The organism is Streptomyces sp. NPDC057253 (genome assembly GCF_042669125.1).
Lineage (GTDB): Bacteria > Actinomycetota > Actinomycetes > Streptomycetales > Streptomycetaceae > Streptomyces.
In genome coordinates this window covers 101,167-124,748 of record NZ_JBHUXV010000006.1, presented here as the reverse complement: position 1 = coordinate 124,748, position 23,582 = coordinate 101,167, and the positions used below count along the sequence as shown (strand labels likewise).

Here is a 23,582-nt window from a genome sequence, read left to right as displayed (position 1 = left end):
TGTCAACCTCACACCGCTTGAGCGAGTGGTGGTGGGGTTGTGAGACGTTGCAGTCCTCCATGTCGGTCGGGCTGGTAGGGCTCGTGGCTGAGCCAGCAGCGGTGGATCACGCGGATCCAGGCACGGGCCAGAACGCGGACGGCGTGCGGATGGTCCATTCCCCGGCCCCGGGCCCGTTGGTAGATGTCCGCCGCCCATGCGCTTTCGTGGCGGCTGTTGTCCGCGAACGTGGTCACCGCCTGGCGGAGGCGTTTGATGCAGGCCCACCGGTAGGACACGCCGCGCATGCGTCCGGATGCCTTGGTGACCGGAGCGACGCCGGCCAAGGCCGCGACGGCGTCAGGTCCGTCGTAGGCGGTGCGGGAGTCGCCCCACTCGGCCAGGATCTGGGCGGCGTTGACCTGCCCGGCCCGCGGCAGCGAGGTGAAGATCCGCCCGTCGGGGTGCTGGCCCAGGTGGGCGGCGACGGACCGGTCCAGGTCCTTCTTCACCGCCCCGAGCGTCCGCAGCACGGTGACCAGGGCGGTGACGGCGTCTTGGCCTGCTTCGCTCCCGGCTTCGCCGGTGACACCGGCCGGGGCCGAACGCAGGCGTGTGACCAGGTCGGCGGGGCTGCGACGGCCGCAGTAGGAGTGCTTGACGCAGAACGCGGCCATGCGTTTGTCACCGAGTGCGGCGGCGGAGGCCGGGGTCGGGTAGCGGGTGAGGAAGTCCAGCGCGATCGGCGACTCGACGTCGGCGAACAGCGACTTGGCGCCGGGCCAGAAGGCGTCCAGCAGCGCGGAGAGCATGTTGGTGGCCATCACCCGCAGCCGCACCACGTCGTCGCGGGTGCGGACCACGGTGCGAAGGGCCTTGGTCTGCGACGAGAACGGGCGGGCCGCGCTGAGCTTGTGGTGCCGCAGCCGCAGGTACTCGGCGATCACCATCGCGTCACCCGGGTCGGACTTCGCGCCGGAGAGCACCTCGGCGTCCCGCCACGCCTTGATGGCGTTGGACTTCACCGGCACCACCGGATGCCCGGCCTCCAGCAGCAGGTCGACCAGACGCCCATCGGGCCGCTCGATCGCCACCGGTATGTCCTCGGCGGTCGCGAGCCTGGCCAGGCGCAGGGCCAGATCGGCGAACCCGACGGCGGTGTGGGTGATGGCGAACTCGCTCTTCACGCGGCCGGCTTCGGTCAGCACACACACCGCGTGCTCGGTCGAGCCCCAGTCGATTCCGACGTAGTACGTGCTCTCGGGCAGTGCCACAGCTCTCCTCGTGCCTGTCGGCGACAGGCCGGTGACGGAGCTGGTCCCCGGGCGGTCACTGACTGGCGCTCTGCGGCGCGTCCCTCTGTTGCCGGTCGACAGCTCCGGAAGAGCCGGGGGCGGCAGTGTCATACGGGCTCTCGCAAAGCGACCACCCAGGGCCGTCACCCCGGCTCTCACCGGCATCCAACCACGAGCACCCAGCTGGTGCCCGCAGAAGAAAGGGTCCACCAGTGACCACCCACGCCGACAGCGCCCCGCGAACCAACGCGCTGACCGAGATGCAGTGGCGGATCTACCACTTCATCCGCGACGCCCTCCAACTGCGGGGCTACGCGCCCACCCTGCGGGAGATCGGTGCGAACGTCGGGCTGCAACCGCCCAGCGTGCGACACCACCTCCAACAGCTCAAAGCGGCCGGCGTGATCCGCTACGAGCCGAAGAAGACCCGGACGTACGAGATCGTAAACGCCCAAGAAACCCCACCCCTCCCGCCCCTGCGCCACGTGGGCTGCCCCGCCCTCACCACCGGCGAAGACCAGGAACCCGAGTCCCCTGTCATCCTCCGCGTTGCCCTCTCGCCCGCCCTCAGCCGCGCCCTGAAAGCCGGAGCCCTGCTGACTGTGCAACACCTGAACCTGGCCAACGGCGCCAACCCCCGCGCAGGCGTCTTCGGCCAGGTCACCGCCGTCACCCACCCCGTGGGCAGCGCTCATCCCTCCTAGGCCAGCCCCCGTCCAGCACCGCATCAGCCCCGTGCCCGGCTGCCCCCTTGCCCCCACCCGGTCCCGGATTCCATCTCCCCCGCCTCCGAGATCCACTCAGAGGAGAAGCGCTGTGCAGACCGAACGTGACCACTCCACCAACCCGCGCCGCATGAGCGCGCTGGGCATCATCCGCAACTCCGCTGGCGCAGTACTGATAACGGAGAAAGCGACGAACTGCCTCCGGAGCGAGGAACAATGACCCTGGATCGACCAGGCGGCTACGTGAACGGGAACGAACCGATCCTCCACGGCCCGGTCCGCAACCTCAGCACGAAGCTCGGCACCACGCTCGAGCCGGGGCCGCTCACTGGCCGTGCACCACATGCCCGAGCAGCACCATCCGGCGCTCTGTCGAAGGAGGGGGTCAATTTCCTTCGACTGCGTGGTCATCGCGAGGACACGCAGTTCGTGTTCGGCGACAGCATCAATGGCGCGCGATGGATGCGCCCAGCCGAACTGGACGAGCACATGACGCCGTTCACGGCCTGGCGCACCCACGCGGCGCCGCGCACGCTGGCTAGCGGAGATGTCGAGATGCTCGTCGGGCATCCCGTGCAGCGCCCCTCGAACGGAGATGGTGTCCCCTGTCTCGATTCCCACTGTGTCGGGGGCAGATGGCTCCAGGGCGGGCCGCATCCCGGCGCGGACGGACCACAATCCTCCACCTCCACCGCCCTCCACGCGGGAGCGCCCCAATTCATCGGACCGCCTTCAGCACCCGGACGACAGCAGCACCAGAACGACGCCTCGAAACCCCCAAGAGTGAAGGAAGCTCCCACGTGTTCATCGACGTCCCGAACGAACTCGAAGCCGCTCTGATCGACCTTCCTCTCCCGCCATGGGAGCTGGACGGACCGTTCCTGGCGAAGATCACCCTGAACGAGTACCGGACCGAGTTGACGGCCGCCCCGCGATTCGACGAGACTGCCGCGACCCTGCGCCATGCGTTGACTGGAGAGGGCGGCGGATACGCGGTGCTGCGCCTGGGGAACCTTGCCAAGGCGCTGGGGGGCGACGACGGCCGGTTCCTGCGGTTGGTAACGGGCTTTGCGGCCGAGGTGGCGATTCCCTTCTCGCCCTTCCCGCGGTGGCCCTTGTGGAAGGACATCGGGGTCAAGGTCGATAAGGACCCCGGCAAGTCCAGTGGCATCGGGTACAACGCGTTCCACATGGACCTCGTGAACGGGACTTTGCCCCCGGACTTCGCTACGCTCCTGTGCGTTCGCCCTGACTCGCTCGGCGGCGGCCTGAGCATCCTCTCCGACGCCCACGCGGCGGTGACGCGCCTGCCGGAGGACAGCCGCGCCCTACTGGCCGAGTCGGCCTACCAATACGGGACCTTCTTCGACCTGTTCGGCGTGGGCGAGGAGCGCAAGCCGTTCCCGATCCTGGACAGCGCCGACCCGGGTGACGGGTTCGTCCGGTTCACCGCCAAGATGCTGGAGAGGTCCGAGCTCAGCCAGTCGCACGCCGGCGCCGCCAGGGAGCTCGCTGAGCAACTCGTCCGGGGTCAGGTCTCCTTCATGCTCCAGTCCGGGGACTACCTCATCGTGAACCAGCGCCGTTTCCTGCACGGTCGGGAGGCGCTCCACAGCGGTCAGGAGTCCATCCCGGTCTCCGACCGGCGGCTACTCCTCCAGCTGTTCCTGCGCGCGCCGGCCAGCGATGGTTCGGCCAGCGTAGTCAGCCAGCGCTACCAGTGACCATCTGCCGAGTGCCTCTCCGGAGCCAGCCTCCGAACACGCGGCACGGCCACGGGGCGGCGGCCGGTCGGGCGCCCCCGGAATCGGCCGCGCACCGGGGCTGCCCGAACCCGGGCGCGGATCTAGATGCGCGAGTTGCTCAGCGACTGCCACACGGCGCCTGCCAGCGCCCGCGTCGCCCGCAGGACCGACAGACGCTCGTGCTCGCGGTACAAGGCCCAGTTGTACTGCACGAGCGACAGCTTGTTGGAGGACAGCGATCCCGCCTGGTGGGCCCTGTACACAGCAAGCGGCTCATCCAGACCTCGGGCCTCAGCACCGTCCCGCATGATCGACAGCCAGAGGGCGTAATCCTGGCGCTTGCGCATCTCCGGCATCAGCCTCGTGCCCAGGGCATTGCGGTCGTACATGGCGGTGAGGGCACCGATGTAGTCGCGGACCAGCATCGCGCGGTAGTCCACGTGCGCCCGTGCACGGACCACCCGCCCGTTCGGGACCCAGTCGGTGCTCTCGCCGTCGTAGTCGGCGTCCATCTTGAAGTACGAGGTGAACGTCAGCGGCGCATCCCCCTCAGCGGCGAAGGCGAGTTGCTTCTCGGTCTTCTCCGGAAGCCACATGTCATCGCTGTCGAGGAAGGCGATGTAGTCCCCGCGGGCCCGCTGAATCGCCAGGTTGCGGGCCCGGCCCGCACCGCCCCGTTCAGGTGCCAGCTCCGGCAGGACGCGCTCGTCCTGCTGGGCGATCTCGCGAAGCAGATCCATGGAGCCGTCGGAGGACTGGTCGTCGGTGACCAGCAGCTCCACGTCACTGTGGGTCTGGGTGAGTACCGATCGGACGGCCGCGCCGAGGGTGGCTGCCGAGTTGTACACGGGCATCACGACCGACACCAGGGGCACAGCACTTCTCCTTGCCAGACCAGGAATGACGGTCCATTCAAGCATCGCAATCGAGTAGGAGCTGCCATGCAGATAGTTGTCGCAGGTCAGGGCTACGTCGGGCTTCCCCTCGCCGTGCGCGCCGCAGAAGTGGGTCACCGTGTCGTCGGCTACGACGTGAACACGGACCGCGTCCAGCAGCTCGCCGCCGGCCAGTCCTACGTGCGGGACGTGGATCACGCGCGGCTGCGCGCGGTGCTGGACTCGGGGGCCTACTCAGCAACCTCCGACTCCGACGCGCTGGCGGGCTTCGACATCGCGGTGATCACCGTGCAGACCCCGTTGCGGGACGACGCGCCTGACCTGACCTACATCAAGTCCTGCGCACGGAGCCTGGGCGCGCACCTGCGCCCCGACACGACGGTCGTCCTGGAATCCACAACCTATCCTGGCACCACTGAGGAGCTGCTGGTACCGATCCTGGAAGAGGTGTCGGGCCTCAAGGCCGGGGTGGACTTCCTGGCCGGATTCAGCCCCGAGCGGATCGGAAACAAGCGGTGGTCATTCGGCGGGACCCCGAAATTAGTGTCCGGAATCGACGCCAAATCACTCGATGTGATCAAGGGCTTCTACGACGGCATCTTCCAGACCACGGTAGCGGTGTCCGGAACCAAGGTCGCCGAGCTGGCCAAACTGCTGGAGAACACCTTCCGGTTCGTCAACATCTCCATGATCAACGAGATGGCGATGCTGGCTGCCTCCCTTGGCGTAGACGTCTGGGAGGCGATCGACGCCGCGGCGACCAAGCCCTTCGGATTCACCCGGTTCACCCCGGGCCCGGGGGTCGGCGGGCACTGCCTGCCCGTTGACCCGATGTTCCTCTCGTGGAAGGCCCAGCAGGAGCTTGGCGTCCCATTCCGGTTCGCAGAACTCGCCGCCGACGTGAACCGGCACATGCCCGACTACGTCGTCCGGCGTCTCGTGGAAGCACTCAATAAGCGCGGCATGCCCGTCAGCGGATCTCGGATTCTGCTGCTTGGCATGACCTACAAGTACAACGCCACCGACCTTCGCAACTCCCCTTCGGCACGAATCGCCGAACTTCTCAGCGATCTCGGTGCCGATGTCCGTGGCACCGAACCCAACATCAAGGACGGCGAGGCCGCCGAGCTGAGAGTGCCCCTGGTCGCTGCTACCCCGGACGAGATGCAGGCCGCTGACGCGGTGGTTCTTCTCATGGACCACCCGCGGTTCGACCTCAAGATGATCGAGAAATGCGCAACCTATGTTCTCGACTGCCGAAACCGCCTTTCCGGGCCGAACGTCGACACTCTTTAACCTCGCATAATCCCTCCGACTTCGCCCACCCTCCATCCACGGGAGTTCTCTTGCGCGACGAATGGGAACACGCCCATACGGACTACACCAGTCCCGCGCAACGTCACATTCCTACTTCCCTGACCGAAAGCGAGAGTGACTGGCGCCATTACCTGGAACACTCAACCCCCAACGGCTGGCTGATACGGCACAACGCCATGACCGAGGCTCTCATCAGCGGAAAGCCGATGTACCTGCTGCACACCACCAAGGACATCGACGCCATCCGCGCCAGCAGGGAGCTGCACGTCTCCACCGGATGCCTGGTCGGAGCCCTGTACTGCTCACCTCTCACCAGCCAGCGCGGGGGACTGCGCCCCCACAACCTCGGCGCCTACCTGATGCGGACGAAGCCCTCCACTACGCCCATGGTCCTCGAGGTCACGCCGGATGCCCCGATCCGGCCCAAGGGCGTGGACTACCTGCATCTCGGCGCCATCCACCTGCGTATCTACCTGCGCTACCAGAGCTTCCTCACCCGGGCCGAGAACGACCAGCTCGACCGCGCCGTGCTGGCCGGCCTGCACGCGGCCGCCGCGTTCCTCGACCTTGCCCTGCACAACGCCGCTGGCCATGCCACTCCTGCCCCCCAGTTCATCGACCAGTTATCCGAGGCAGTGGCCCACGTGCCGTTTCTCGGTTATCTGTACTTCGAGGTCCTGTCCGAATACCTGATGCTCCGCTCCACCACGCCGGAGACCAAAACACATGCCCAGGCGGGCGAGCTCAACACCTGGCTCTACAAACGACTAGCCTTCGCCGCCGTGGACAGCATGGACCAGTTGTTTGACCTGGCCCGTTTCAATCCACGCCATCACCGGCTCGTCCAGATCGTCCAAGGCCTGGAACCGGCTCTCGGCCCCGGAGCCGCCGACTACGTCCGGAGACGACTGTCCCACCTGTTCGCACGGACCGCGCTGCACCCGTCCCAGGACGCAGCATCGGTCACCTTCCAGGGCGCCGATCTCGCCACGCTCCGAAAAGCCGCACCTGGACTGATCGGCCAGATGGTCTTCCGCGAGATCCGCTACCTGCCCCGCTACCGGCAGTTGTACCACTTCTTCGAGAAAGCCAAGGCACTTGAGGCATGGGACTACTGGAATAGTGAGGGAATACCCACGCCATTCAACGGAATCCTCCCCAAGGGAGAGATTGGAATCAATCCCGCCTACCCCAGCTCAACAGTCAAGGTGTGGACAGCAGAGCCGGACGGGAAGGGCTATCTACACCCGACTGAGGAGGTTGCGGCCGTCCTCACACCGCACCTGGCGTCGTGGTGGGCCCCTCCACGCCACCGCGAGATGTAGACCGTCGTGGAAATCGTCCACGTGGCGGGAAGAACTCATCTTATGCTCAATGAAATACGAGTAGGTACACAAGGAGTCAGGAAATTCTGCCGGCAGAGGAGTTCGTAGCGTCCCTGCCGCGATGCGCGATGTAGGCGGCGTTGTTCTTCACCGACGAGCATGACCGACCCCTGATATTGCGTACAGCTGGTCAACCGAAGGTGTGCCAGTTTCCGGGTGGCAGCGCCGAGAAGGGAGAGTTTCCATTTGAGACGCTGCCTGCGAGGCCAACGAAGGAACGGCGATCTCGTTCGAGGGAAGACCGCAGCTGCTCGCCCCGCGCTTCCAGTTGTCGCGCTCGGCCTGGCCCATCAACATGCTCGGTCTCATCTTCGATGGAGGCCAGCGGGTCGCCTAAGCAGCTCGACTAGATCGTGCTCGAGTGGTAGGAGCACACGGAGTTCGATGTGCGGTCCCTGACGGGGTGGCAGAACACACTGAGCGAGCAGCGGTACACACAGTTCAAGCGGCTGTTGTCGGCCCGGGACGGCGGCGAGGCCGCGTATCTGCTCAGTTAGGCCCCGCGCCCCCGACAGCTGGCGGGTGCCCGAGTCGACTAGTCCCTGGAACCGACCGTCGCTTCCCGGCCAATGGCTATCCGTGAACGGAGTATCTGCATGACCGCCAAGCTCCTCAACATCCTGACCGGCATCAACCGCCCCTCCGCGCCTTCGTCCGGGGGCATGATCCTCGTCAACGACCTTTACAGCGCTATGCCGGAAATCCACACGACCTTCCTGGGCAGGGAACCGGTCATTCCGGCTTGGAAGGACGCATTTGATCAGCTGGCCATCCTCTCCACAACGAAACGTCCCCACAGCCCCGACTTCGACCCCTACGTTGACGAGTTGACCCGTGAGGTCGGTGCGCTCGTCCAGAAGATCCAGCCAGATGTCATTCACGCCCAGTACCTCGGGTTCGCCCTCAGCCTGGCCTTCACGCGAACTGCTGGCAACATCCCGATCATCGCTATCGCCCACGGCCCCGAGGTGATGGTTGCCGAGCGCAGCACGTCGGAACGCGAGGGCCTCAATGAAGTTGCGGCCGCAAGCGCCGCGATCGTGGCTCCGACCTCCGCCCTCGCCGACCGCATCGACCGTCTTACTGGACGCCGATTCACCGATCGACTCACCGTCATCCCGTGGGGCATCCCTTTGAGCGCTGCCCGGGTACGCGATCAACCGCCTACCGAAGCCGGACCGCTTTCGTTGGTGCACGTCGGTCGCCTGGACGACAACAAATCCACGATCACCGCGGTCGAAGCCCTCGCCTTAACTGATCTGCCGCATCATTTGACCGTGATCGGCGAAGGAACCCTACGGGAGTATCTGGAACGGCGGGCTATTGAACTTGGGCTCCGGGACCGGGTTCACTTTGATCCTTTCCTGCCCCGCGCCGAAGTGTTCCGTCGCCTGCCGGACTTCGACGCCTTCGTCTTCACGACCAGGGGTCTGGAAGCTTTCGGGCTCGTCCTAATAGAGGCTCAAGCCCATGGGCTTGCTGTTGCCTACTCCAATCTTCCTGGTGTTAGGGAAATCCTCGGCAGCGGTGGCGTTCCCTATACTCCTGGCGATCCGTGCTCGCTGGCCGTGGCCCTAGACAAGCTGGGCCGGGACTTCCGTTGGCGCAAGGCCCTGACGAAGGCGGCTCTCGATAACGCGCGCCGATACGACATCACTACTACCGGCCGTCAGCTTCGTGAGCTGACGCTCCGCGTTACCTCCTAAAAACTCGAAACGCGATCATGAGCCGCCTTCCCGAGGCGTATCCAGCGAATGAGACTGCTGCCAATGAGAGGAAGGTATCCAGGTCGCAGGCCTGGAACGTGACGAGGGCGTGCGGGAATCTCGACGATGGGCTCGCGGTCGTTGTAGCTGGTGTTCAGGACAACGGGCACGCCGGTGAGCTGGTAGATGTGCGCGATCAGTGCTCCGTACGCGGGTGAACTGTCGCGGGTGCGGGGATCGGCGAGGATCCGCGCGGCCCAGCGCACGGGGCCCGAGCTCACTGCCGCCCTGGAACCAGCCAATGATCTTCCCATCGGGGATCATCTGGGCTGCCGTACGGGCGATGTCGCTCTCGCGCGGCCACGTGAAGGGAGTACGGCGGCGTTCGACCAGACCGGAGCCGGATCGCGGACCGGCGGGTGCGTGCGCCGGCGGGAGGCGTCCGGAGGGCCTGTGCTCAGGGCACGCGGGACGGGCGGTTCACCGCCATGGTGGCTGTGCCTGGATGAGAAATGTGGCTGGCTTGGACCGCTACTGGTACTCGTGTGTCATGCGCGTGAGGATGAGATGGCCGCGCTCAACGAGAGCGGATTCATGTTTGGTGAGGCCCGAGTTCAAATAGGAGACCCCGAGCCGCGCGGTCAGCAGGCGCAGCACCCACTCTTCGGTGTCCGACAGCGGGCGGCCGTAGCCGGAGAAGTAGGCGGCCTTGAGGTCGGGGCGCACGACCCAGACCGCGCCGCACAGCCACACGAACTCCTCCACGGCGAGGCCGGGCGCAGACATCGCGAAGTCGATCAAGCCGTGGCCGTGCGTCGGGTGCCACATCCAGTTACGGGTGGAGTAGTCACCGTGCCGGAACACGGCTGGCAGGCCGGACGTCAGCTGCGGCAGTTCCTCGGCGACGCACTGCACAAGCTTCCGCTGTGCGGGGTCGAGGCGCTCGGCGGTGCTGGCCAGACAAGCGGTGGCCTCCTGCGCCTGGTCGGACATGGAGGCCCGGGTGTCCGCGAGGCCTTGGTCCGAGGCCGGGGCGGAGTGATCGTGCCAGCGCCGCAGGAGAGCGCCGGCGAGTTCGTACACGCGCCGCTCTGCTGCCGCTTCGAGAGGCAGGCCCCGCACGATGTCGCCCGGCTGGAGCGACGTCATGATGACCTGAAGGTCGGTGTCCGCGGCGAGGAGGCGGGGCGCTTCGTGGGGGGCCAGTGCACGCGACGCGTAGGCATAACCCTGGATCTCGCGCTCGTAGTCCGTCGGGCTCGGGCTGCGCTTCACGAAGACCGCGTCAGGGCCTGAGCCCACCCGCCAGACCATGGAACTGCCCCGGGGCCAAGACACGTCCGTGACGTTGTCCGCTCCGGGCAGGTGGCTGCTGGTCCATCGCCGCAGGTCAGATGGCATAGATGTGTTCTGGGCCATGAAGGGTTCTTCTCCGAATCGCGTGGGTGCAGCAACAGCCCCATGGGGCTGTGTCAGCTGCGCGGTGACTGCGGCGACGCCTTGACTGTACGCAGCGTGGAAGGGCGGGCGTGTCCGGCGAGGCATCGCCGGAGAAATTGAGACGTCGGGATCGCAGCTCGGTTCTGGATCCTGGACGTCTTCGCGCAGGCGCAGGCGGGGGTACCCGAGTTTCAGGGCTGCCCGTACCTGGCTGTACAAATCGGGCTCAGATGGCGTCCCATGAAGTGGTGTAGCCGGGCCGGGTCCCGGAACGCGCGGGTGTCTGCCCGGGGCGTGCATCCGCTGGCGATGCATGCTCCCTGAACAAGGGCAGGCCATCACGCAAGTCTCCCTGGTGAACGGGCAGTTCGACCGGAGGAGCACGCGATGGCCTTGTCCCAGTCTGAGCTGATGCGGCTGCTGGAGTCACTACGTCGGGCCGATGGAGTTGAAGCGATCAGGGTGGTGTGCGAGCGCATCCTGCAGGAACTGATCGAGGCCGAGGCGACCGATGTGATCGGTGCAGCCCCGGGCGAGCACACCGACAAGCGCACGACCTGGCGCAACGGACACCGCGAACGCCTGCTGACCACGCAGGCCGGTGACCTCGATCTGAAGATTCCCAAGGTGCGGTCCGGGTCGTTCTTCCCCTCCCTGCTGGAGCGGCGCCGGCGCATCGACCGGGCGTTGTTCGCCGTGGTGATGGAGGCATACGTGCACGGTGTCTCGACCCGCTCGGTCGATGACCTGGTCAAAGCACTCGGCGCGGACAGCGGGATCTCGAAGTCTGAGGTCTCGCGGATCTGCGGCGAGCTGGACGAGGAACTGACCGCGTTCAAGGAACGGCCGCTCGATCACACCGTCTTCCCCTACGTCTTCCTCGACGCCACCTACTGCAAGGCCCGGGTCAATCACCGGATCGCCTCGCAGGCACCGGGCACCGCGAGATCCTCGGGCTGATGGTCGGAGACAGCGAGTCGAAGCCGTTCTGGACCAAGTTCCTGCGCTCGCTTCCAGCCCGCGGCCTGGAGAACGTCCAGCTGGTCATCTCCGACAGCCACAGCGGGCTGGTGGCCGCGATCCGCACTGTCTTCCTCGGCTCAGCCTGGCAGCGCTGCCGGGTTCACTTCGTCCGGGACGTCTTCGCAGTGATCGAAAAGGGCTCGGGAGAGATGGTCGCGGCCACCATCCGCACCGTCTTCGCGCAGACCACCGCCGAGCAGGTCCGCACCCAGCTGGATGTGGTCGCCGACATGCTCGGACGGCAATTCCCACGGGTCAAGAAGATGCTGCTGGCTGCGGCAACCGACATCACCGCATTCGCCGACTTCCCGCCGGCGCACTGGAAGAAGATCTGGTCGACCAACCCGCTCGAGCGGCTGAACCGGGAGATCAAACGACGGGCCGACGTCGTCCAGGTCTTCCCCAACCCCGCCGCCCTGGACCGGCTCGCCGCCGCAGTCCTCGCTGAACTCCACGACGAATGGCAGGTCTTCGACCGCCGCTACCTCTCCGAAGCCTCCATGGCCGAGCTCTTCACCACCCAACCGACCCCGCTCGAACCGCAGATCACCCCACAACCGGAACCGAAACAGCTGCCCTGACTACACCACCCAGCGGGACATGACCCACCATCGTCGCCCTGCTGGCCACTCCTGAGGCCGCTCGACCCACCATCCCAGCAGTAAGCCGGGACGTAATCCCGATGCGCAGACACTGACACCGTCCGCCGGGAATCGGCAGGACACGATCAGTCGCCGTTCACTACTGTCACCCGGGAAAGGATGTGGACATGGCACTGGTCAAAAAGGGATCGCGGCTCATCAACGTCGACGGCACCGCCTACCGGTGGCGACTCCGCGGACGGCCGACCTACGACCAGGGCCTGGTCCGGTCACCCCTCACCTACGCGGTCGAACACGCCGACACTCCCGGCACCACGCTGGTGGTCACCACCAACCAGCCCCACCCGAGCAACTGGTTGGGAACACAAGGCAGCCCGATCCTGCCCGCCCAAGTGGCTGACAGCATCCGAACCGCTCTCAGCGGCGGCTGGACGTCGGCGAGCCCCGGCTCACCATTCCACCTCGACCAGTCGGCGGGCTTCGTCTCGTCCCACTGACCCACCCCGCACTCAAGGACTCATCGACCCAGCGATCGGTGAGTCCTTCTGCTTTCCGCTCCCCACTTTCCCCAGTTGGTTCACTTCGTGAACCAACTGGGGACGAAGAGCGACACTGAGGAATTTTCGAGATCGGCATCACCGCGACCTTCGTCGCTTTCGACATCCTCGGCCCACCCCGCCGCAGGCCTCCCCGACCTTCGATCGCGGCCCTACCGCGAGCGCCGCCAGGTCCTCCTGGACGTCGTCGCCGCGGTCGACCCGCCGATCGAGCCGGTCTGGTCGACCACCGACCCGGAAGAGGCGCTGCTCTGGTTTGCCGCGCTTGAGGGAACAGGGGTGGAGGGGCTCGTGGCCAAGCCCCTCCTATCGGTGTATACGCCGGGCAAGAGGGTCTGGTGTGTTAACTGCACCTTCTCTGGCTCGTTGGCCAGGGCAATCCCGAGCCCCAAGGAGAGGTATGCACGACCGCCACCGCGACGTGGTCGAGGGGCGAGCGACGGTCCCCCGTGTCGGCTCCGTTGTCGAGCTGGAGACCAAGTACCCCGGATACGCCGTTCACGACGCCTCAGGTGAAGTCGTTGAGCCCGTCACCCCGTACCTGAGAGAACTTGCACTTGACGACAACCGCCCGCTCACCGATCGCAGCTACGCGTACGACATGCTGCGCTGGTACCGGCTGCTGTGGTTCCTTGACGTTCCGTGGGACCGCGCCACCCAGGCTGAGGCATACGCACTGGTGGGCTGGCTTCGGATGGCGGAGAACCCGCAACGCCGGCGTACGAGGCCGGATGCTCCGCCGCCGGGTTCGGTGAACACCAGGACCGGCAAGCCCTACCTCAGGGCCGGTTACGCGCCAGCGACGATCAACCACAACCTCACGGTCATCAGCAGCTTCTACGCCTTCCACCGCCACCACAACCGCGGCCCCCTGGTGAATCCAGTGCCGGAATCGGCCGCTCAGGGCCGTGCCCTGGCCCATCGCGATCCCGACACGCCTGCGCCGCCGTTCCGACGGGCCCGGCTCCGCCAGCGGGTTCGCAGCACCGATCCGCGGGCCATCCCCGACGCGCTGTGGGACGAGCTCTTCGCCGCGATGACACACGACCGGGACCGGGCCGCCGTCCTGCTCTACGTCTCCAGCGGCTCACGGGCCGGCGAACTTCTGGGAATCACGCCCAATGACATCGACTGGTCCGGCCAGCAGATTTACGTCGTCACCAAGGGCACGCAGGTCCGCGAGCCGGTGCCTGTGAGCCCGCAGGCTCTGGTGGTCCTGGCCGCTTACCTCGATCAGACCGGCTTGCCGCCAGCACATGAACCGGTGCTGCGGACCCGGCGGGGCCCCGAAAGGCCGCTGAGCTACTGGGCGATGCGCCGGATCATCCAGCGCGCGAACAACAAGCTCGGCACCAACTGGACGTTGCACGACCTGCGGCACACCGCCGCCAATCGGATGGCCAACGACCCCGGCCTCACGCTCGCCCAGGTCCGCATGATCATGCGTCACACCGACCTGGCCACTACCGGCCGCTACCTCAACGCCCGGGTCGAAGATCTCTTTGACGCGCTTCAGCAGCACTACAACCGGCCACGCGTCGCATGGACTATCGCGCCTGGTTACGACCCGGACGACTTCAAGGCGGTGTTCGGTGGTTAACCGGACCACGGTCGAGACCTACACGGTCCGCCAGCGGAGGATGCAGCCCGATGAGGTCCGTCAGCCCAAGGACCGCACCAAGTTCCAGGCAGCCGTCCTCAAAGCGGCTCCGGCCCCGAAGCCCGAGTATCCGCCGGCCCCGTTCGGGGACCTGACAGCCGCTTCCGTCGAGGACCTCTGCCACCTGGCCATGGAGTTCATCCCAAGCGAGAAGAAGTCAGTCAGGGAGAAGCGCCGCCACGGCGTCCGGATGCTCTTCGGCCACCTGGAGACCTTGCCCGGCGCCACCTGGCAGGAGCGTTGGGAGGCCAGCGGCTTCAACGACGAGAAGGCGCCCTCGGTGAACACCCTGGCCAGACCAGGTGTCGGCTACGACAGCAGCAACCTGACCTCCGCATTGAGGATGGCCTTCAGCCTGCGGGTCGTCCAACCGTCGCTGCCGGGGTTCAGGGCGAACATGTTCATCCGCTACCCCGAGTTCTTCCGCAGGCTTCAGCGCGACCCTCAACTGGACGGAGTATTCGCCGCGATCGATACTCACCCCCAGATGAACCCCCTGAACCGGCTGCGGGCGAAGTTCGACCTCACCTGCGCGCTGACCACCCAGGGCATCGACCTTGCCGACCTTTCCCCTTCTGCACTCCTGCACTACGCACTGGAGGTCAAGAAGCTGGGCAACGTCCACAGCCAAGGCAAAAGAGACGCCGGCTTCGGTGCTCTTGCCGCCTGGGAGGTGCTGCACAGCACCGGACACTTCCCGCACGGCACGCCACCGACCCTGCGGATGTTCGTCTACAACGGCCAGAAGACGGTCGAAGAACTCGTTGACAGCTACCCCATCCAGAATGGCGAGGTCCGTCAGCTCCTGATCGACTACCTGACCCGCCGTCGTGCAGATTCCGACTACAGCACGCTCCGGACGCTTGCCCGCTACCTGGTGAGTCTGTTCTGGGTGAGCATCGAGAAGATCAACCCCGGTCAGAAGGACCTCGTGCTCAGCCCGGAGGTCTATGACCAGTGGCGGACCGATCTGCGCTACTGGACGAACGACAAGACGAAGATCCGCAAGCACTTCGAGATGATCCTGCTGTCCGTCCGCGGCCTCTATGTCGACCTTCACAGTTGGGCCATTACCGAGCCGGAGAGGTGGGCCCAGTGGGTCGCCCCCTGCCCCGTTCTGCCGCGCGACCTGAAGGGATACGGCGAGCGCCGCCGCGAGAACAACCGGAACATGGCCGACCGCACGCGCGTGCGTCAGCCCCTGCTGCCCGCGCTCGTCCAGCATGTCGAAGCACAGCGCGAGCACCTGTTCGCCCTGCTGCAAGCCGGCCGCGGCGCCCCGCTGGGCGGCGCGTTCACCCTCGATGGACACCGCTATGAACGCACCAACTCCGAAACGGACCAGCGCAAGGCCCGGCTCCTCGAAGATCCGGCCGTCAGAGTCGTCGACCACCGCACGGGCAAGACGATCGACGTCACCAAGGCTGAGGATGTCGCCTTCTGGGAGTGGGCAACCGTCGAACTCCTGCGGCACAGCGGCATCCGGGTCGAGGAACTCACTGAACTGACCCACCTCAGCATCCGCCAGTACCAACGCCCCAACGGCGAAGTCATCGCTCTGCTGGTGGTGGCACCCTCCAAGAGCGACCGAGAGCGGGTGATCCCGATGTCGGCCGAGCTCTTCCACGCCGTCGCGCAGATCGTCCGCCGGCAGACGCCCCACGGAACGCCGATCCCACTGGTCAGCCGCTACGACCCTCATGAAAAGACCTGGTCAGAGCCCATGCCGTTCCTGCTGCAACGCAAGATCGGCACCATCCGCGGGGTCATTGCGGCTGGCACCGTCCTGAAGATGCTCCGCCGCACCTGCAAGAGGATCGCCGAGACGAACGACGCCTTCGCCGCTATGACGTTCACCCCGCACGACTTCCGCAGGCTCTTCGCCACCGACATCGTCAACGGCGGCCTGCCGATCCATATCGGCGCCGCCCTGCTCGGCCACGTGAATCTCCAGACCACTCAGGGGTATGTCGCGGTCTTCGCCGAGGACATCGTCAAGTCCTACCAGGAGTTCCTGAACCACCGCCGGTCCCTGCGGCCTGAGGACGAGTACGCCGACATCACCTCCGAGGAGCGGTCCGAGTTCGAGGAGCACTTCGACAAGCGGAAGGTCGAACTGGGCAACTGCGCTCGCCCCTACGGATCACCCTGCCAGCACGAACACGCCTGCATCCGATGCCCGATGCTGCAGGTCAACCCGAAGATGCTCCCCAGGCTCGCGGAGATCGAGAAAGACCTACTCCTCCGCAGAAAGCGAGCCGAGGAGGAGCAGTGGCTCGGCGAGATCGAGGGCATTGACCTGACCCTGACCTTCGTCCGCACCAAGCAAGCCGACGCGGCCCGCCTCACACGCCGCGCCCTCGTCAACCTCGGCATCCCAACTGTCCCCTCTCCGCACAGCTGACGACCGGGATGTGCGCCTGCAGAAGACAGCGTGGCCATCGCCTTCAACGAGCGGTTTCGTTCGTGGGCCGAGACGTTCACAGACCCCAGGGGATCGCGCGGCCGATGGTGGAGGAGTCCACCTCGTAGATCGTCAAAGGTACTGGGTCGCGTGCTGTCGATCACGGTCTGCTCAGTTGAGTGCCGCGAGACGGGCAGACACCTCGAAGATCGAGGAGAGGCGGGCCTCGTGGGGTATGGCAGCGCCGCGGTGTGGGTCGATGAGGAGCGAGCGGATCCCAGCCCGCAGGGGGCCGCAGTAGTCGGCTTCGTAGGTGTCGCCGACGAACACGGCCGCGCCGGGAGCAATCCGGAGTTCGTTCAACGCGGCCGTGTAGATGGCGGGGTGCGGCTTTCGCCAGCCGACCTCGTATGAGGTCACCACCGCGTCGAACAGCTGCCGCACTCCCATCGCTTCGAGGTGACTCGGGACGAGGTCGGCTTCCTGCGTGTTACTCACGATCGCGAGCCGGTAATCGGCGGCCAACGCTGTAAGCAGGCCGCCGATGTCTGGCAGGTGGCGCACACCCTTGTTCCATTGCGACAAATAGGTGCGCACCAGCTGGTCGACGGCGGCGCGTGCCGGTGGACGGCCGAGGACATCGCGCAGGAATGCCGTGCCGATGTCGGTCATCGAGTACTCGCGGTTGTCGATGTCACTGAGCTTTGCGAACTGCTCCGAGGTCTTCGACCATGCCGCCAGGAACTCGTCGTAGGGCAGCGCGGCGCCCAGGCTTCGCATGAGGTCGTGCGAACGGGCGAAGTCGCGGTCGGGGCCGCCGGGAGCATGATCGACCAGGGTTCCGAAGAAGTCGAACAGAACGTGGGTGACGCGATGACCATGCATGGTCACATCTTCGCTCCATCTACTGACCTTCGAACAGTAAGCAATCTGATGCTGTCCCGGTTCGGCGTGGTGAACGAATGTCCCCCATTGCTGCTGGCCGCCGTCACTCTCCCCCTCAAACGGGCTGGCGTCTGCGCATGCATCATGATCGGATACGGGCGACTCATGAAGAGGGGGAAGATCATGGCGACTCCAAGAGCAAATGAATCGCACGAGTGTGCGAACTCGGCGGGTGCTTCGCAGTCAGCCGGAGGACTGATCATCTTTCTGAACGGCACGTCGAGTTCCGGGAAGTCGAGCATCGCCGAGGCGCTCCTCACGGCCTTGGACGACATGTACTTCCACATGCCGGTGGACATGCTCGATGCCATGCGGCCCCAGCGGGCCATCGCTTCGGAGGAACTACCCTCGCTGCTCAGGCGTGCATTGATGGGCTTCCACCGTGCGGTCGCCGGAATGGCCGCAGCAGGCAACAACATCGTGGTCGATCACGTCCTGAGCGAGCCCTGGCACCTACTCGACTGTGTCGCGCTCTTCGCCCCCAAAGACGTGATGCTGGTCGGAGTGCACTGTCCTCTGCCGGAACTCCAACGGCGCGAACAGGAGCGCTCAGACCGCACGCCAGGGCTGGCCGCACGCCAGATCACCCAGGTCCATGCCCACGGCCTCTACGACATCGAGTGCGACACGAGCACCGCCAGCCCGGCCGACTGTGCTCAACAGATCAAGAACTTCCTGTCGCACCGCTCGACGCCCACCGCATTCGAGAGGCTCAAAGCGAACCTCCCTGTCAAGCCGCCACCTTCTGGTTATGACGTGACGAAATGAGCGCGGCATTGCTGTGCAGCATCACGAGGTTTCGCGACCACCTGTGGCTCCCAGCTGCGCATGGCACCCGGGGCGAAAATCCTGTGGCCCCGTAAGGCGTAGCTGGCAGACTGCCGAAGTGGACGATCAAGAATCTGACCTCGACACCGGAGCTCCTCAGGAAGCTGTCACCGCCGAGCGATCGATGATGGCTGACACGACGCGCGCAGCTCGCCGGATGTCGTTCAACGCCGATGCGCTGACCTATAAACGAGGCAGACCACGGTACCCGGACGCGGTCTTCGACCTGTTGGCAGAGCGCTGCGGACTGCGGCCCGGTACGCGGGTGCTCGAGATCGGTGCCGGTACGGGCCTGGCCACCGAGCCGCTGCTGGCGGCCGGCGCGCACGTGGTCGCGGTCGAGCCCGGCGAAAGCCTGGCCGCGATCCTCGTCGCCGATCACGCTTGTGACCGGCTGGAGGTCCACGTCAGTGACTTCGAGGCTGCAGACCTGCCAGGCGGGTTCGACCTCGCGGCGGCGGCGACAGCGCTGCATTGGCTCGACCCGGCCACGTCGACCGCGAAAATCGCCCGGTTGGTGCGTCCGGGCGGCTGGCTGGCGGCGTGGTGGAACGACTTCGGCGACGTCAAGCGGCCCACGCTCTTCCGCGACAGGCTCGACGAGGTCTACCACGACCTGCTGCCCGGCGGGACCGGCTACCGGGACAGCCGCTCGCACGTCCTCGACACCGACCGGTGGCGCAGCCAGTTGACCACGGGCGGCTACTTCGACAACGTCTCCGTCGAGATCATCGAATGGGAGCAGATCCTGACCCCGCAGACCGCACGGGATCAGTGGTCCACGTTCCCGAACATCGCGGAACTCTCCGCGCCCGACCGCGAAGAGTTCCTCACTCGCCTCGGTTCGCTCGTCGACGAGCTCGGCGGCCAGGTCGCAGACCCGCGCCTAACTGTCACCTACACCGCTCAACGCGTCCAAAGCTCGCCGTGACCCCCATCCGCAGCAGTCCAGCAGAACCCCATGATGAACGCGAAGACCTGTGGGCCACGGCGACACGAGTCACAGCGACAATTTCAGCTGTCGCCAGCGTATGAGGGTGCCGACGGTCAGCCGATTCCCCACCCCCCCTGGGTCACGTGATTCCCCAGGTGGTGGCTGTAGCTGCGGTCGGGCCCCGCTGGTGATGCGGGGCCCGACGGGTCAGTCCTGCCAGTCCAGTTGTGACTCGGGGATGCCGATGGAGCGCGCGTAGTTCTGCGCTTGCCGACGGCCTTCGGCCTGCTTGCGCGGATAGCGGAAGACCTTATCGGCGAAGATCACGAACGCCTCCGTGGTGGTGTTGTAGTTGACATACCAGCCCCCGGTCGGGGCCAGGCAGGCAGCCAGCTGCTCGGCCAGACGCTCGGCGTCGGTCTCCTCGGCGGCGAAGTCCAGGAGAGTCCACTGCTGCGGCTGCTCGGCCGCCGCGTTGTTCACCTCCACTCTGGCGATCTTGGTGATGTGCAGCGGCACTCCTGCCAACTCCGTTCCCAGCCGCAGACTTTCCGCGATCAGCACGCCTTCAAGCACTGGGTCCTCCTTGATCTCGACGCCGTGAGAGTAGCGGGGGCCTGTGACATTGGCGGAGGGGCATCAGATCAGCCGTTCGAGGGTGTGCCCGGCTTCTCGGTCGGGCCCTTGGGCCGCTTGTTGGGCCGATAGCTGGGGCCGTTCATGATGACCTGTTGGCTGGAGTTGACCAGCCAGTCCAGCAGCGCGGCGACAACCGGGATGAGGAACATGGGATACCAGTCGCTGGGCACCCTGTTGCTGGTCATGATCAGATACCTGCCCTGCCGCTCACAGACGAGTTCGTAGACTTCGTCGGCCTGAGAGGCGGACAACTGACGTATAGCGAAGTCGTCGAGGATGAGCAGGCCGGGGCGGATGAGCTCGCGGATGCGACCGTCCCAGATGCGGCCCGCGTGTCCGTCAGGCGACCGCGCCGAGGGAGGACGCGGCGACGGCCAGGCCCCCAGCCGGGCCCGATGGCGGCGCCCAGTACGCCGCCCAGCGAAGCGCCCACCCACGCCGCACTGCTGCACACGGTCAGGGAGAGCGCGAGGGCGGCGCGGCGGGATTCGGTCGGCACGGTCTGGGGCAGCAGGTGGCCTAGACGCCATGAGGGCGGATTGTCGTTGCGACGGGCCGGTGCCCGAGGTCACAATGCGTGGAGGTGCCGGGTGGTCATCCCGGCGAAGTGTTGGAGGCGCTGCTTGTGAACACCGCACCGCGGTGCGCCTCGTCATGCGCGCCAGACGCTGATCACTTCGCTTCGCCCACCGGCTGACCTGCTTCGTTCAGGGTGGGCGCTTCCCCTTTGGGAGACCACCGTAGTGTCCGAAGACTTCGGGACGGTTGATCGCCGTCCTCTGGCAATGGTTCTTGCCGCCAACCTCGTTTCGATCGCAGGGAATTGCCTCACCTACATGGGCGTGCCGTGGTTCGTGCTCCAAAGCACGGGCAGTGCCGCCAAGGCCGGAATCGTCGCGTTCTGCACTCTGCTGCCCGCAGTGCTCGCCGCGCTCGTCACCGGCCCGGTCATCGACCGGATGGGGCGACGGCGGCTGAGTGTCGCCTCGGATCTCGCCTGCGGGGCCGCCGTCGCGGCGATCCCGCTGCTGCAGTTCGCCGGCATCCTGCAGTTGTGGATGCTGTGCGTGCTGATGGCGATTACAGGGCTGTTCCGTGCGCCGGGTGAAACCGCTCGCGGCGTGCTGTTGCCTACCCTCGCCGCACGCGCCGGAATGCCGTTGACCAGGGCGGCCTCGCTGTACGACGGTGCTGCACGCTGTGCGGCGCTGACGGCGTCCGCCCTCGGAGGTGTGCTGATCGCCGTACTGGGAGCCGCGAACGTCCTGTTGGTGGATGCCGCGACCTTCGCCGTGGCGGCGCCACTGTTCGCGTTCGGAGTGCGGGGCCTGCCCGAGGCGCAGGCCCAACGACGGGCCGAGCCGGCGTCGCTGCGCGCCTACCGTCGTGAACTCGCGGAAGGGTATCGCTTCGTGGCGGCCACGCCGCTGCTGCTGGGTCTGTGCCTGATGACGCTGGTCACCCGGGGTCTCGACCAAGGGTGGAGCGCCGTGCTCCTGCCCGTGCATGCCCGCCAGGAGCTTGACGGTGCCGTCGATCTCGGTCTGCTGAACGCGGCGTTTGGGGTTTGCGCGCTCACGGGGGCTCTCGTCTACGGGGCGGTGGGCAGCCGCTTTCGGCGGTGGCCTGTGTTCACGATCGCGTTTCTCATCGGGGGCCTGCCGCGCTTCGTGGTGGCCGCCTTCAGTGACACCTTCCTCCCGCTGGCCGTGATCATGGGGGTAGAGGGTCTCGCCTTCGGTGTCCTCAACCCCATCGTGGCCACCGTGACGTATGAGACGGTGCCGGAGGCCCTGCGCAGCCGCGTGCTGAGCGCGACAACGGCCTCGGTCCAGCTGGTCACTCCGCTGGGCGGTCTGGCCGCGGGCTTCCTCGTGGACTCGGTCGGCCTGCCCTTCTCGCTGCTGGCGGTCGGCGGTGTGTACCTGCTCGCCACGCTGTGCCCCGTGATCTTCCCAGCCTGGAGGCAGATGGACCGTATCGGCTCTCACCACGACACAGCTGATGGCTCGCTGCCGCAGGGTTCGGGGGCGAAACGGGTGTAGTCACGGTGACGACCGTTTCGGCGCTGCTCACGAACACCTGACGCCGGTGCTCGCCGTTCGGAACTCAAGCGGGGGGCTCGGCCTTCTTGGTCTTCGGCAGCACCCGACGTCAGTCAGCCTCCGTCTTCACGGCTTGCCCAGCTTGACTTGGTGCAGAGAAGGTCGAAGGTCCGGCACGCGGACACGGTCGACGTCACCGTGGTCGGTTTCACCGGCACCGCGCGACATCCGAAGGCACTCGCCGTACGGCTACCCGACGGACGCGTCGCGCTGTCCCAGCGACTGACCACGGCGCTCGCCTCCGTCGTCGGCCCCCACCTGGTCCCCCAGGCCGGGCAGGCGTCCACGAACGCCGGCGACACCTACACCCCCGCCGCCGGTGACGTGGTGGTGGAGGTCGTGGCGGGCACGACCCGGCACTCGGTCGTCACCGTGGTCCGGCTGCACTGACCGGCGACCCTGCGGATCGGCAGCCGGGAAACTCTGAGCGGGTGGCGAGGGGCACTTGGCAGAATTCGGCGTGTGGGAACAGCACAGCACACATCGCGGCAACACCTCATATCCCAGGTCCTGCTCACAGAGTTCACGGCGCCCGAGCCGAAGGGCGGCAGCCTGCAGCTGCTCCCGTTCGACCTGCACAACCCCGGACGCGTGCACAAGCGGATGCCCACCAGCCGATGCGGCTGGGTCAAGGACTTCGTCGCCGTCGACTCCCCAGCCGTTGAAGCACTGTGGGGCGACGTGGAGAGGCGCGTGCCTGCGGCGCTCGCCGCCGTGCACGTCGGCACTCCGTTCGCCGACCCTCTTCACGTGGACGTGCTGCGCGACCTGGTCGTGCTCCACTACGTCCGGTCGCTCCACTACCGCGACGTGCACACCGACTCGGTCGAGCGGGCCCGCACACGCCTGCTCGCCAAGGTGCTCACCCAGTATCCGGAGCAGCTGCGCCTCGAAGCACTGCGCGAGACGGGCCTATATCTGTCCGGCCCGGCTGCCCTGGGAGCCTTCGCCGAACGCCTCATCGAACGGTCCACGGTTATGCGCGACCGCGAGAGCGGCAAGCTCTTCCGCACCAGCATCGAGGACACCTTCCACAAAATGCGGGACCTGGCGTCGACGCGGCGGCTGGAGGTGATCACGCCCGAGACGGGCCAGTTCCTGATCGGCGACAACCCGGCCCTGCCCCTGTCCGTAAAGGAAAGCCGCACCATGTACGGCATGGCGTTCGGTGACGCTCAGACCCTCATCCTTCCCATCGGCCCGAAGCACCTGCTGTCCTTGGGCCCCGAGGACGTCACGCTCACCGTCCCCCGGTCCTTCGTCGACCGCCTCAACGCCGTGCAGATCCAAGCCGCCGACCGCTACGTGTACCTGCACCCCGAGAGCGGCCTGGAGCCGTTCGTGGAACGCGCCGCACAGCGACGGCTGGCCGGGAACCGCACCACCTGACAGGCGAT

Annotated in this window: 22 protein-coding genes and 1 pseudogene; 15 read left to right on the top strand and 8 right to left on the bottom strand. The window is 66.4% G+C overall.

Annotated features, from left to right (window positions below):
* Positions 1-8: 8 nt before the first annotated feature.
* Positions 9-1,253, bottom strand: a complete 1,245-nt coding sequence (locus ACFULQ_RS05220) for an IS110 family transposase (protein ID WP_383538377.1) — start codon at positions 1,251-1,253, stop codon at positions 9-11.
* Positions 1,254-1,486: 233 nt separating this feature from the next.
* Here ACFULQ_RS05220 and ACFULQ_RS05215 point away from each other — a divergent pair, with 233 nt between their 5' ends.
* Positions 1,487-1,978: a LexA family protein gene (locus ACFULQ_RS05215; RefSeq protein ID WP_383538375.1), complete on the top strand. Its 492-nt coding sequence runs from the start codon at positions 1,487-1,489 to the stop codon at positions 1,976-1,978.
* A 96-nt stretch (positions 1,979-2,074) separates the two neighbouring features.
* Here ACFULQ_RS05215 and ACFULQ_RS05210 read toward each other — a convergent pair whose 3' ends face one another.
* Positions 2,075-2,569, bottom strand: a complete 495-nt coding sequence (locus tag ACFULQ_RS05210) for a hypothetical protein (protein WP_383538373.1) — start codon at positions 2,567-2,569, stop codon at positions 2,075-2,077.
* A 230-nt stretch (positions 2,570-2,799) separates the two neighbouring features.
* On the opposite strand from ACFULQ_RS05210, the gene ACFULQ_RS05205 reads away from it, so the two are divergent.
* On the top strand, positions 2,800-3,723 hold the full coding sequence (locus tag ACFULQ_RS05205) for a TauD/TfdA family dioxygenase (RefSeq protein ID WP_383538371.1): 924 nt from the start codon (positions 2,800-2,802) through the stop codon (positions 3,721-3,723).
* Positions 3,724-3,845: 122 nt separating this feature from the next.
* Here ACFULQ_RS05205 and ACFULQ_RS05200 read toward each other — a convergent pair whose 3' ends face one another.
* Positions 3,846-4,619 carry a glycosyltransferase family 2 protein gene (locus tag ACFULQ_RS05200; protein ID WP_383538368.1) on the bottom strand — a complete coding sequence of 258 codons (774 nt, stop codon included), beginning with the start codon at positions 4,617-4,619 and terminating at the stop codon, positions 3,846-3,848.
* A gap of 66 nt (positions 4,620-4,685) precedes the next feature.
* On the opposite strand from ACFULQ_RS05200, the gene ACFULQ_RS05195 reads away from it, so the two are divergent.
* The 3 genes from ACFULQ_RS05195 (at position 4,686) to ACFULQ_RS05185 (ending at position 9,048) form a co-directional block, all read left to right on the top strand.
* Positions 4,686-5,936 carry a nucleotide sugar dehydrogenase gene (locus tag ACFULQ_RS05195; RefSeq protein ID WP_383538366.1) on the top strand — a complete coding sequence of 417 codons (1,251 nt, stop codon included), beginning with the start codon at positions 4,686-4,688 and terminating at the stop codon, positions 5,934-5,936.
* A gap of 50 nt (positions 5,937-5,986) precedes the next feature.
* Positions 5,987-7,282 carry a hypothetical protein gene (locus ACFULQ_RS05190; RefSeq protein WP_383538364.1) on the top strand — a complete coding sequence of 432 codons (1,296 nt, stop codon included), beginning with the start codon at positions 5,987-5,989 and terminating at the stop codon, positions 7,280-7,282.
* Positions 7,283-7,938: 656 nt separating this feature from the next.
* Entirely contained in the window at positions 7,939-9,048 is a 1,110-nt protein-coding gene (locus ACFULQ_RS05185) for a glycosyltransferase family 4 protein (protein WP_383538361.1), read from the top strand.
* Here ACFULQ_RS05185 and ACFULQ_RS05180 read toward each other — a convergent pair.
* The gene (locus ACFULQ_RS05180; RefSeq protein WP_383538360.1) at positions 9,045-9,362 is read right to left on the bottom strand and encodes a carbamoyltransferase C-terminal domain-containing protein; all 318 of its coding nucleotides are present in this window, start codon (positions 9,360-9,362) and stop codon (positions 9,045-9,047) included. The genes ACFULQ_RS05185 and ACFULQ_RS05180 overlap by 4 nt on opposite strands.
* A gap of 217 nt (positions 9,363-9,579) precedes the next feature.
* Positions 9,580-10,350 carry an aminoglycoside phosphotransferase family protein gene (locus ACFULQ_RS05175; protein WP_383538357.1) on the bottom strand — a complete coding sequence of 257 codons (771 nt, stop codon included), beginning with the start codon at positions 10,348-10,350 and terminating at the stop codon, positions 9,580-9,582.
* Between the two features lie 525 nt (positions 10,351-10,875).
* On the opposite strand from ACFULQ_RS05175, the pseudogene ACFULQ_RS05170 reads away from it, so the two are divergent.
* The 5 genes and pseudogenes from ACFULQ_RS05170 to ACFULQ_RS05150 all read left to right on the top strand — a co-directional run bounded on the left by ACFULQ_RS05170 (position 10,876) and on the right by ACFULQ_RS05150 (position 16,734).
* A pseudogene (locus ACFULQ_RS05170) lies at positions 10,876-12,092 on the top strand (IS256 family transposase).
* A gap of 188 nt (positions 12,093-12,280) precedes the next feature.
* The gene (locus ACFULQ_RS05165; RefSeq protein WP_383538356.1) at positions 12,281-12,610 is read left to right on the top strand and encodes a hypothetical protein; all 330 of its coding nucleotides are present in this window, start codon (positions 12,281-12,283) and stop codon (positions 12,608-12,610) included.
* Positions 12,611-12,697: 87 nt separating this feature from the next.
* The gene (locus tag ACFULQ_RS05160; RefSeq protein WP_383538467.1) at positions 12,698-13,186 is read left to right on the top strand and encodes a hypothetical protein; all 489 of its coding nucleotides are present in this window, start codon (positions 12,698-12,700) and stop codon (positions 13,184-13,186) included.
* Complete coding sequence (locus ACFULQ_RS05155) at positions 13,071-14,270, top strand: tyrosine-type recombinase/integrase (RefSeq protein WP_383538353.1); 1,200 nt, start codon at positions 13,071-13,073, stop codon at positions 14,268-14,270. The genes ACFULQ_RS05160 and ACFULQ_RS05155 overlap by 116 nt, the downstream gene beginning before the upstream one ends.
* On the top strand, positions 14,173-16,734 hold the full coding sequence (locus ACFULQ_RS05150; RefSeq protein ID WP_383538352.1) for a tyrosine-type recombinase/integrase: 2,562 nt from the start codon (positions 14,173-14,175) through the stop codon (positions 16,732-16,734). Before ACFULQ_RS05155 ends, ACFULQ_RS05150 begins: the two co-directional genes overlap by 98 nt.
* Before the next feature lie 171 nt (positions 16,735-16,905).
* Here ACFULQ_RS05150 and ACFULQ_RS05145 read toward each other — a convergent pair whose 3' ends face one another.
* Positions 16,906-17,619: an HAD family hydrolase gene (locus ACFULQ_RS05145; RefSeq protein ID WP_383538464.1), complete on the bottom strand. Its 714-nt coding sequence runs from the start codon at positions 17,617-17,619 to the stop codon at positions 16,906-16,908.
* A gap of 183 nt (positions 17,620-17,802) precedes the next feature.
* On the opposite strand from ACFULQ_RS05145, the gene ACFULQ_RS05140 reads away from it, so the two are divergent.
* Together ACFULQ_RS05140 and ACFULQ_RS05135 are read left to right on the top strand one after the other, a co-directional pair.
* Entirely contained in the window at positions 17,803-18,447 is a 645-nt protein-coding gene (locus ACFULQ_RS05140) for a chloramphenicol phosphotransferase CPT family protein (RefSeq protein WP_383538461.1), read from the top strand.
* A 118-nt stretch (positions 18,448-18,565) separates the two neighbouring features.
* Positions 18,566-19,438: a class I SAM-dependent methyltransferase gene (locus ACFULQ_RS05135; protein WP_383538349.1), complete on the top strand. Its 873-nt coding sequence runs from the start codon at positions 18,566-18,568 to the stop codon at positions 19,436-19,438.
* 210 nt (positions 19,439-19,648) lie between these two features.
* Here ACFULQ_RS05135 and ACFULQ_RS05130 read toward each other — a convergent pair whose 3' ends face one another.
* Complete coding sequence (locus ACFULQ_RS05130) at positions 19,649-20,017, bottom strand: hypothetical protein (RefSeq protein WP_383538346.1); 369 nt, start codon at positions 20,015-20,017, stop codon at positions 19,649-19,651.
* A 68-nt stretch (positions 20,018-20,085) separates the two neighbouring features.
* Positions 20,086-20,610, bottom strand: coding sequence for an ATP-binding protein (locus tag ACFULQ_RS05125; RefSeq protein WP_383538343.1), 525 nt, complete (start codon positions 20,608-20,610; stop codon positions 20,086-20,088).
* A gap of 255 nt (positions 20,611-20,865) precedes the next feature.
* Here ACFULQ_RS05125 and ACFULQ_RS05120 point away from each other — a divergent pair, with 255 nt between their 5' ends.
* From ACFULQ_RS05120 to ACFULQ_RS05110, 3 genes are all read left to right on the top strand, one after another.
* Positions 20,866-22,125, top strand: a complete 1,260-nt coding sequence (locus tag ACFULQ_RS05120) for an MFS transporter (RefSeq protein ID WP_383538458.1) — start codon at positions 20,866-20,868, stop codon at positions 22,123-22,125.
* A 150-nt stretch (positions 22,126-22,275) separates the two neighbouring features.
* Positions 22,276-22,575 carry a hypothetical protein gene (locus tag ACFULQ_RS05115; RefSeq protein WP_383538340.1) on the top strand — a complete coding sequence of 100 codons (300 nt, stop codon included), beginning with the start codon at positions 22,276-22,278 and terminating at the stop codon, positions 22,573-22,575.
* A gap of 72 nt (positions 22,576-22,647) precedes the next feature.
* Positions 22,648-23,574: a DUF4238 domain-containing protein gene (locus ACFULQ_RS05110; RefSeq protein ID WP_383538337.1), complete on the top strand. Its 927-nt coding sequence runs from the start codon at positions 22,648-22,650 to the stop codon at positions 23,572-23,574.
* The last annotated feature ends 8 nt before the right edge of the window (positions 23,575-23,582 follow it).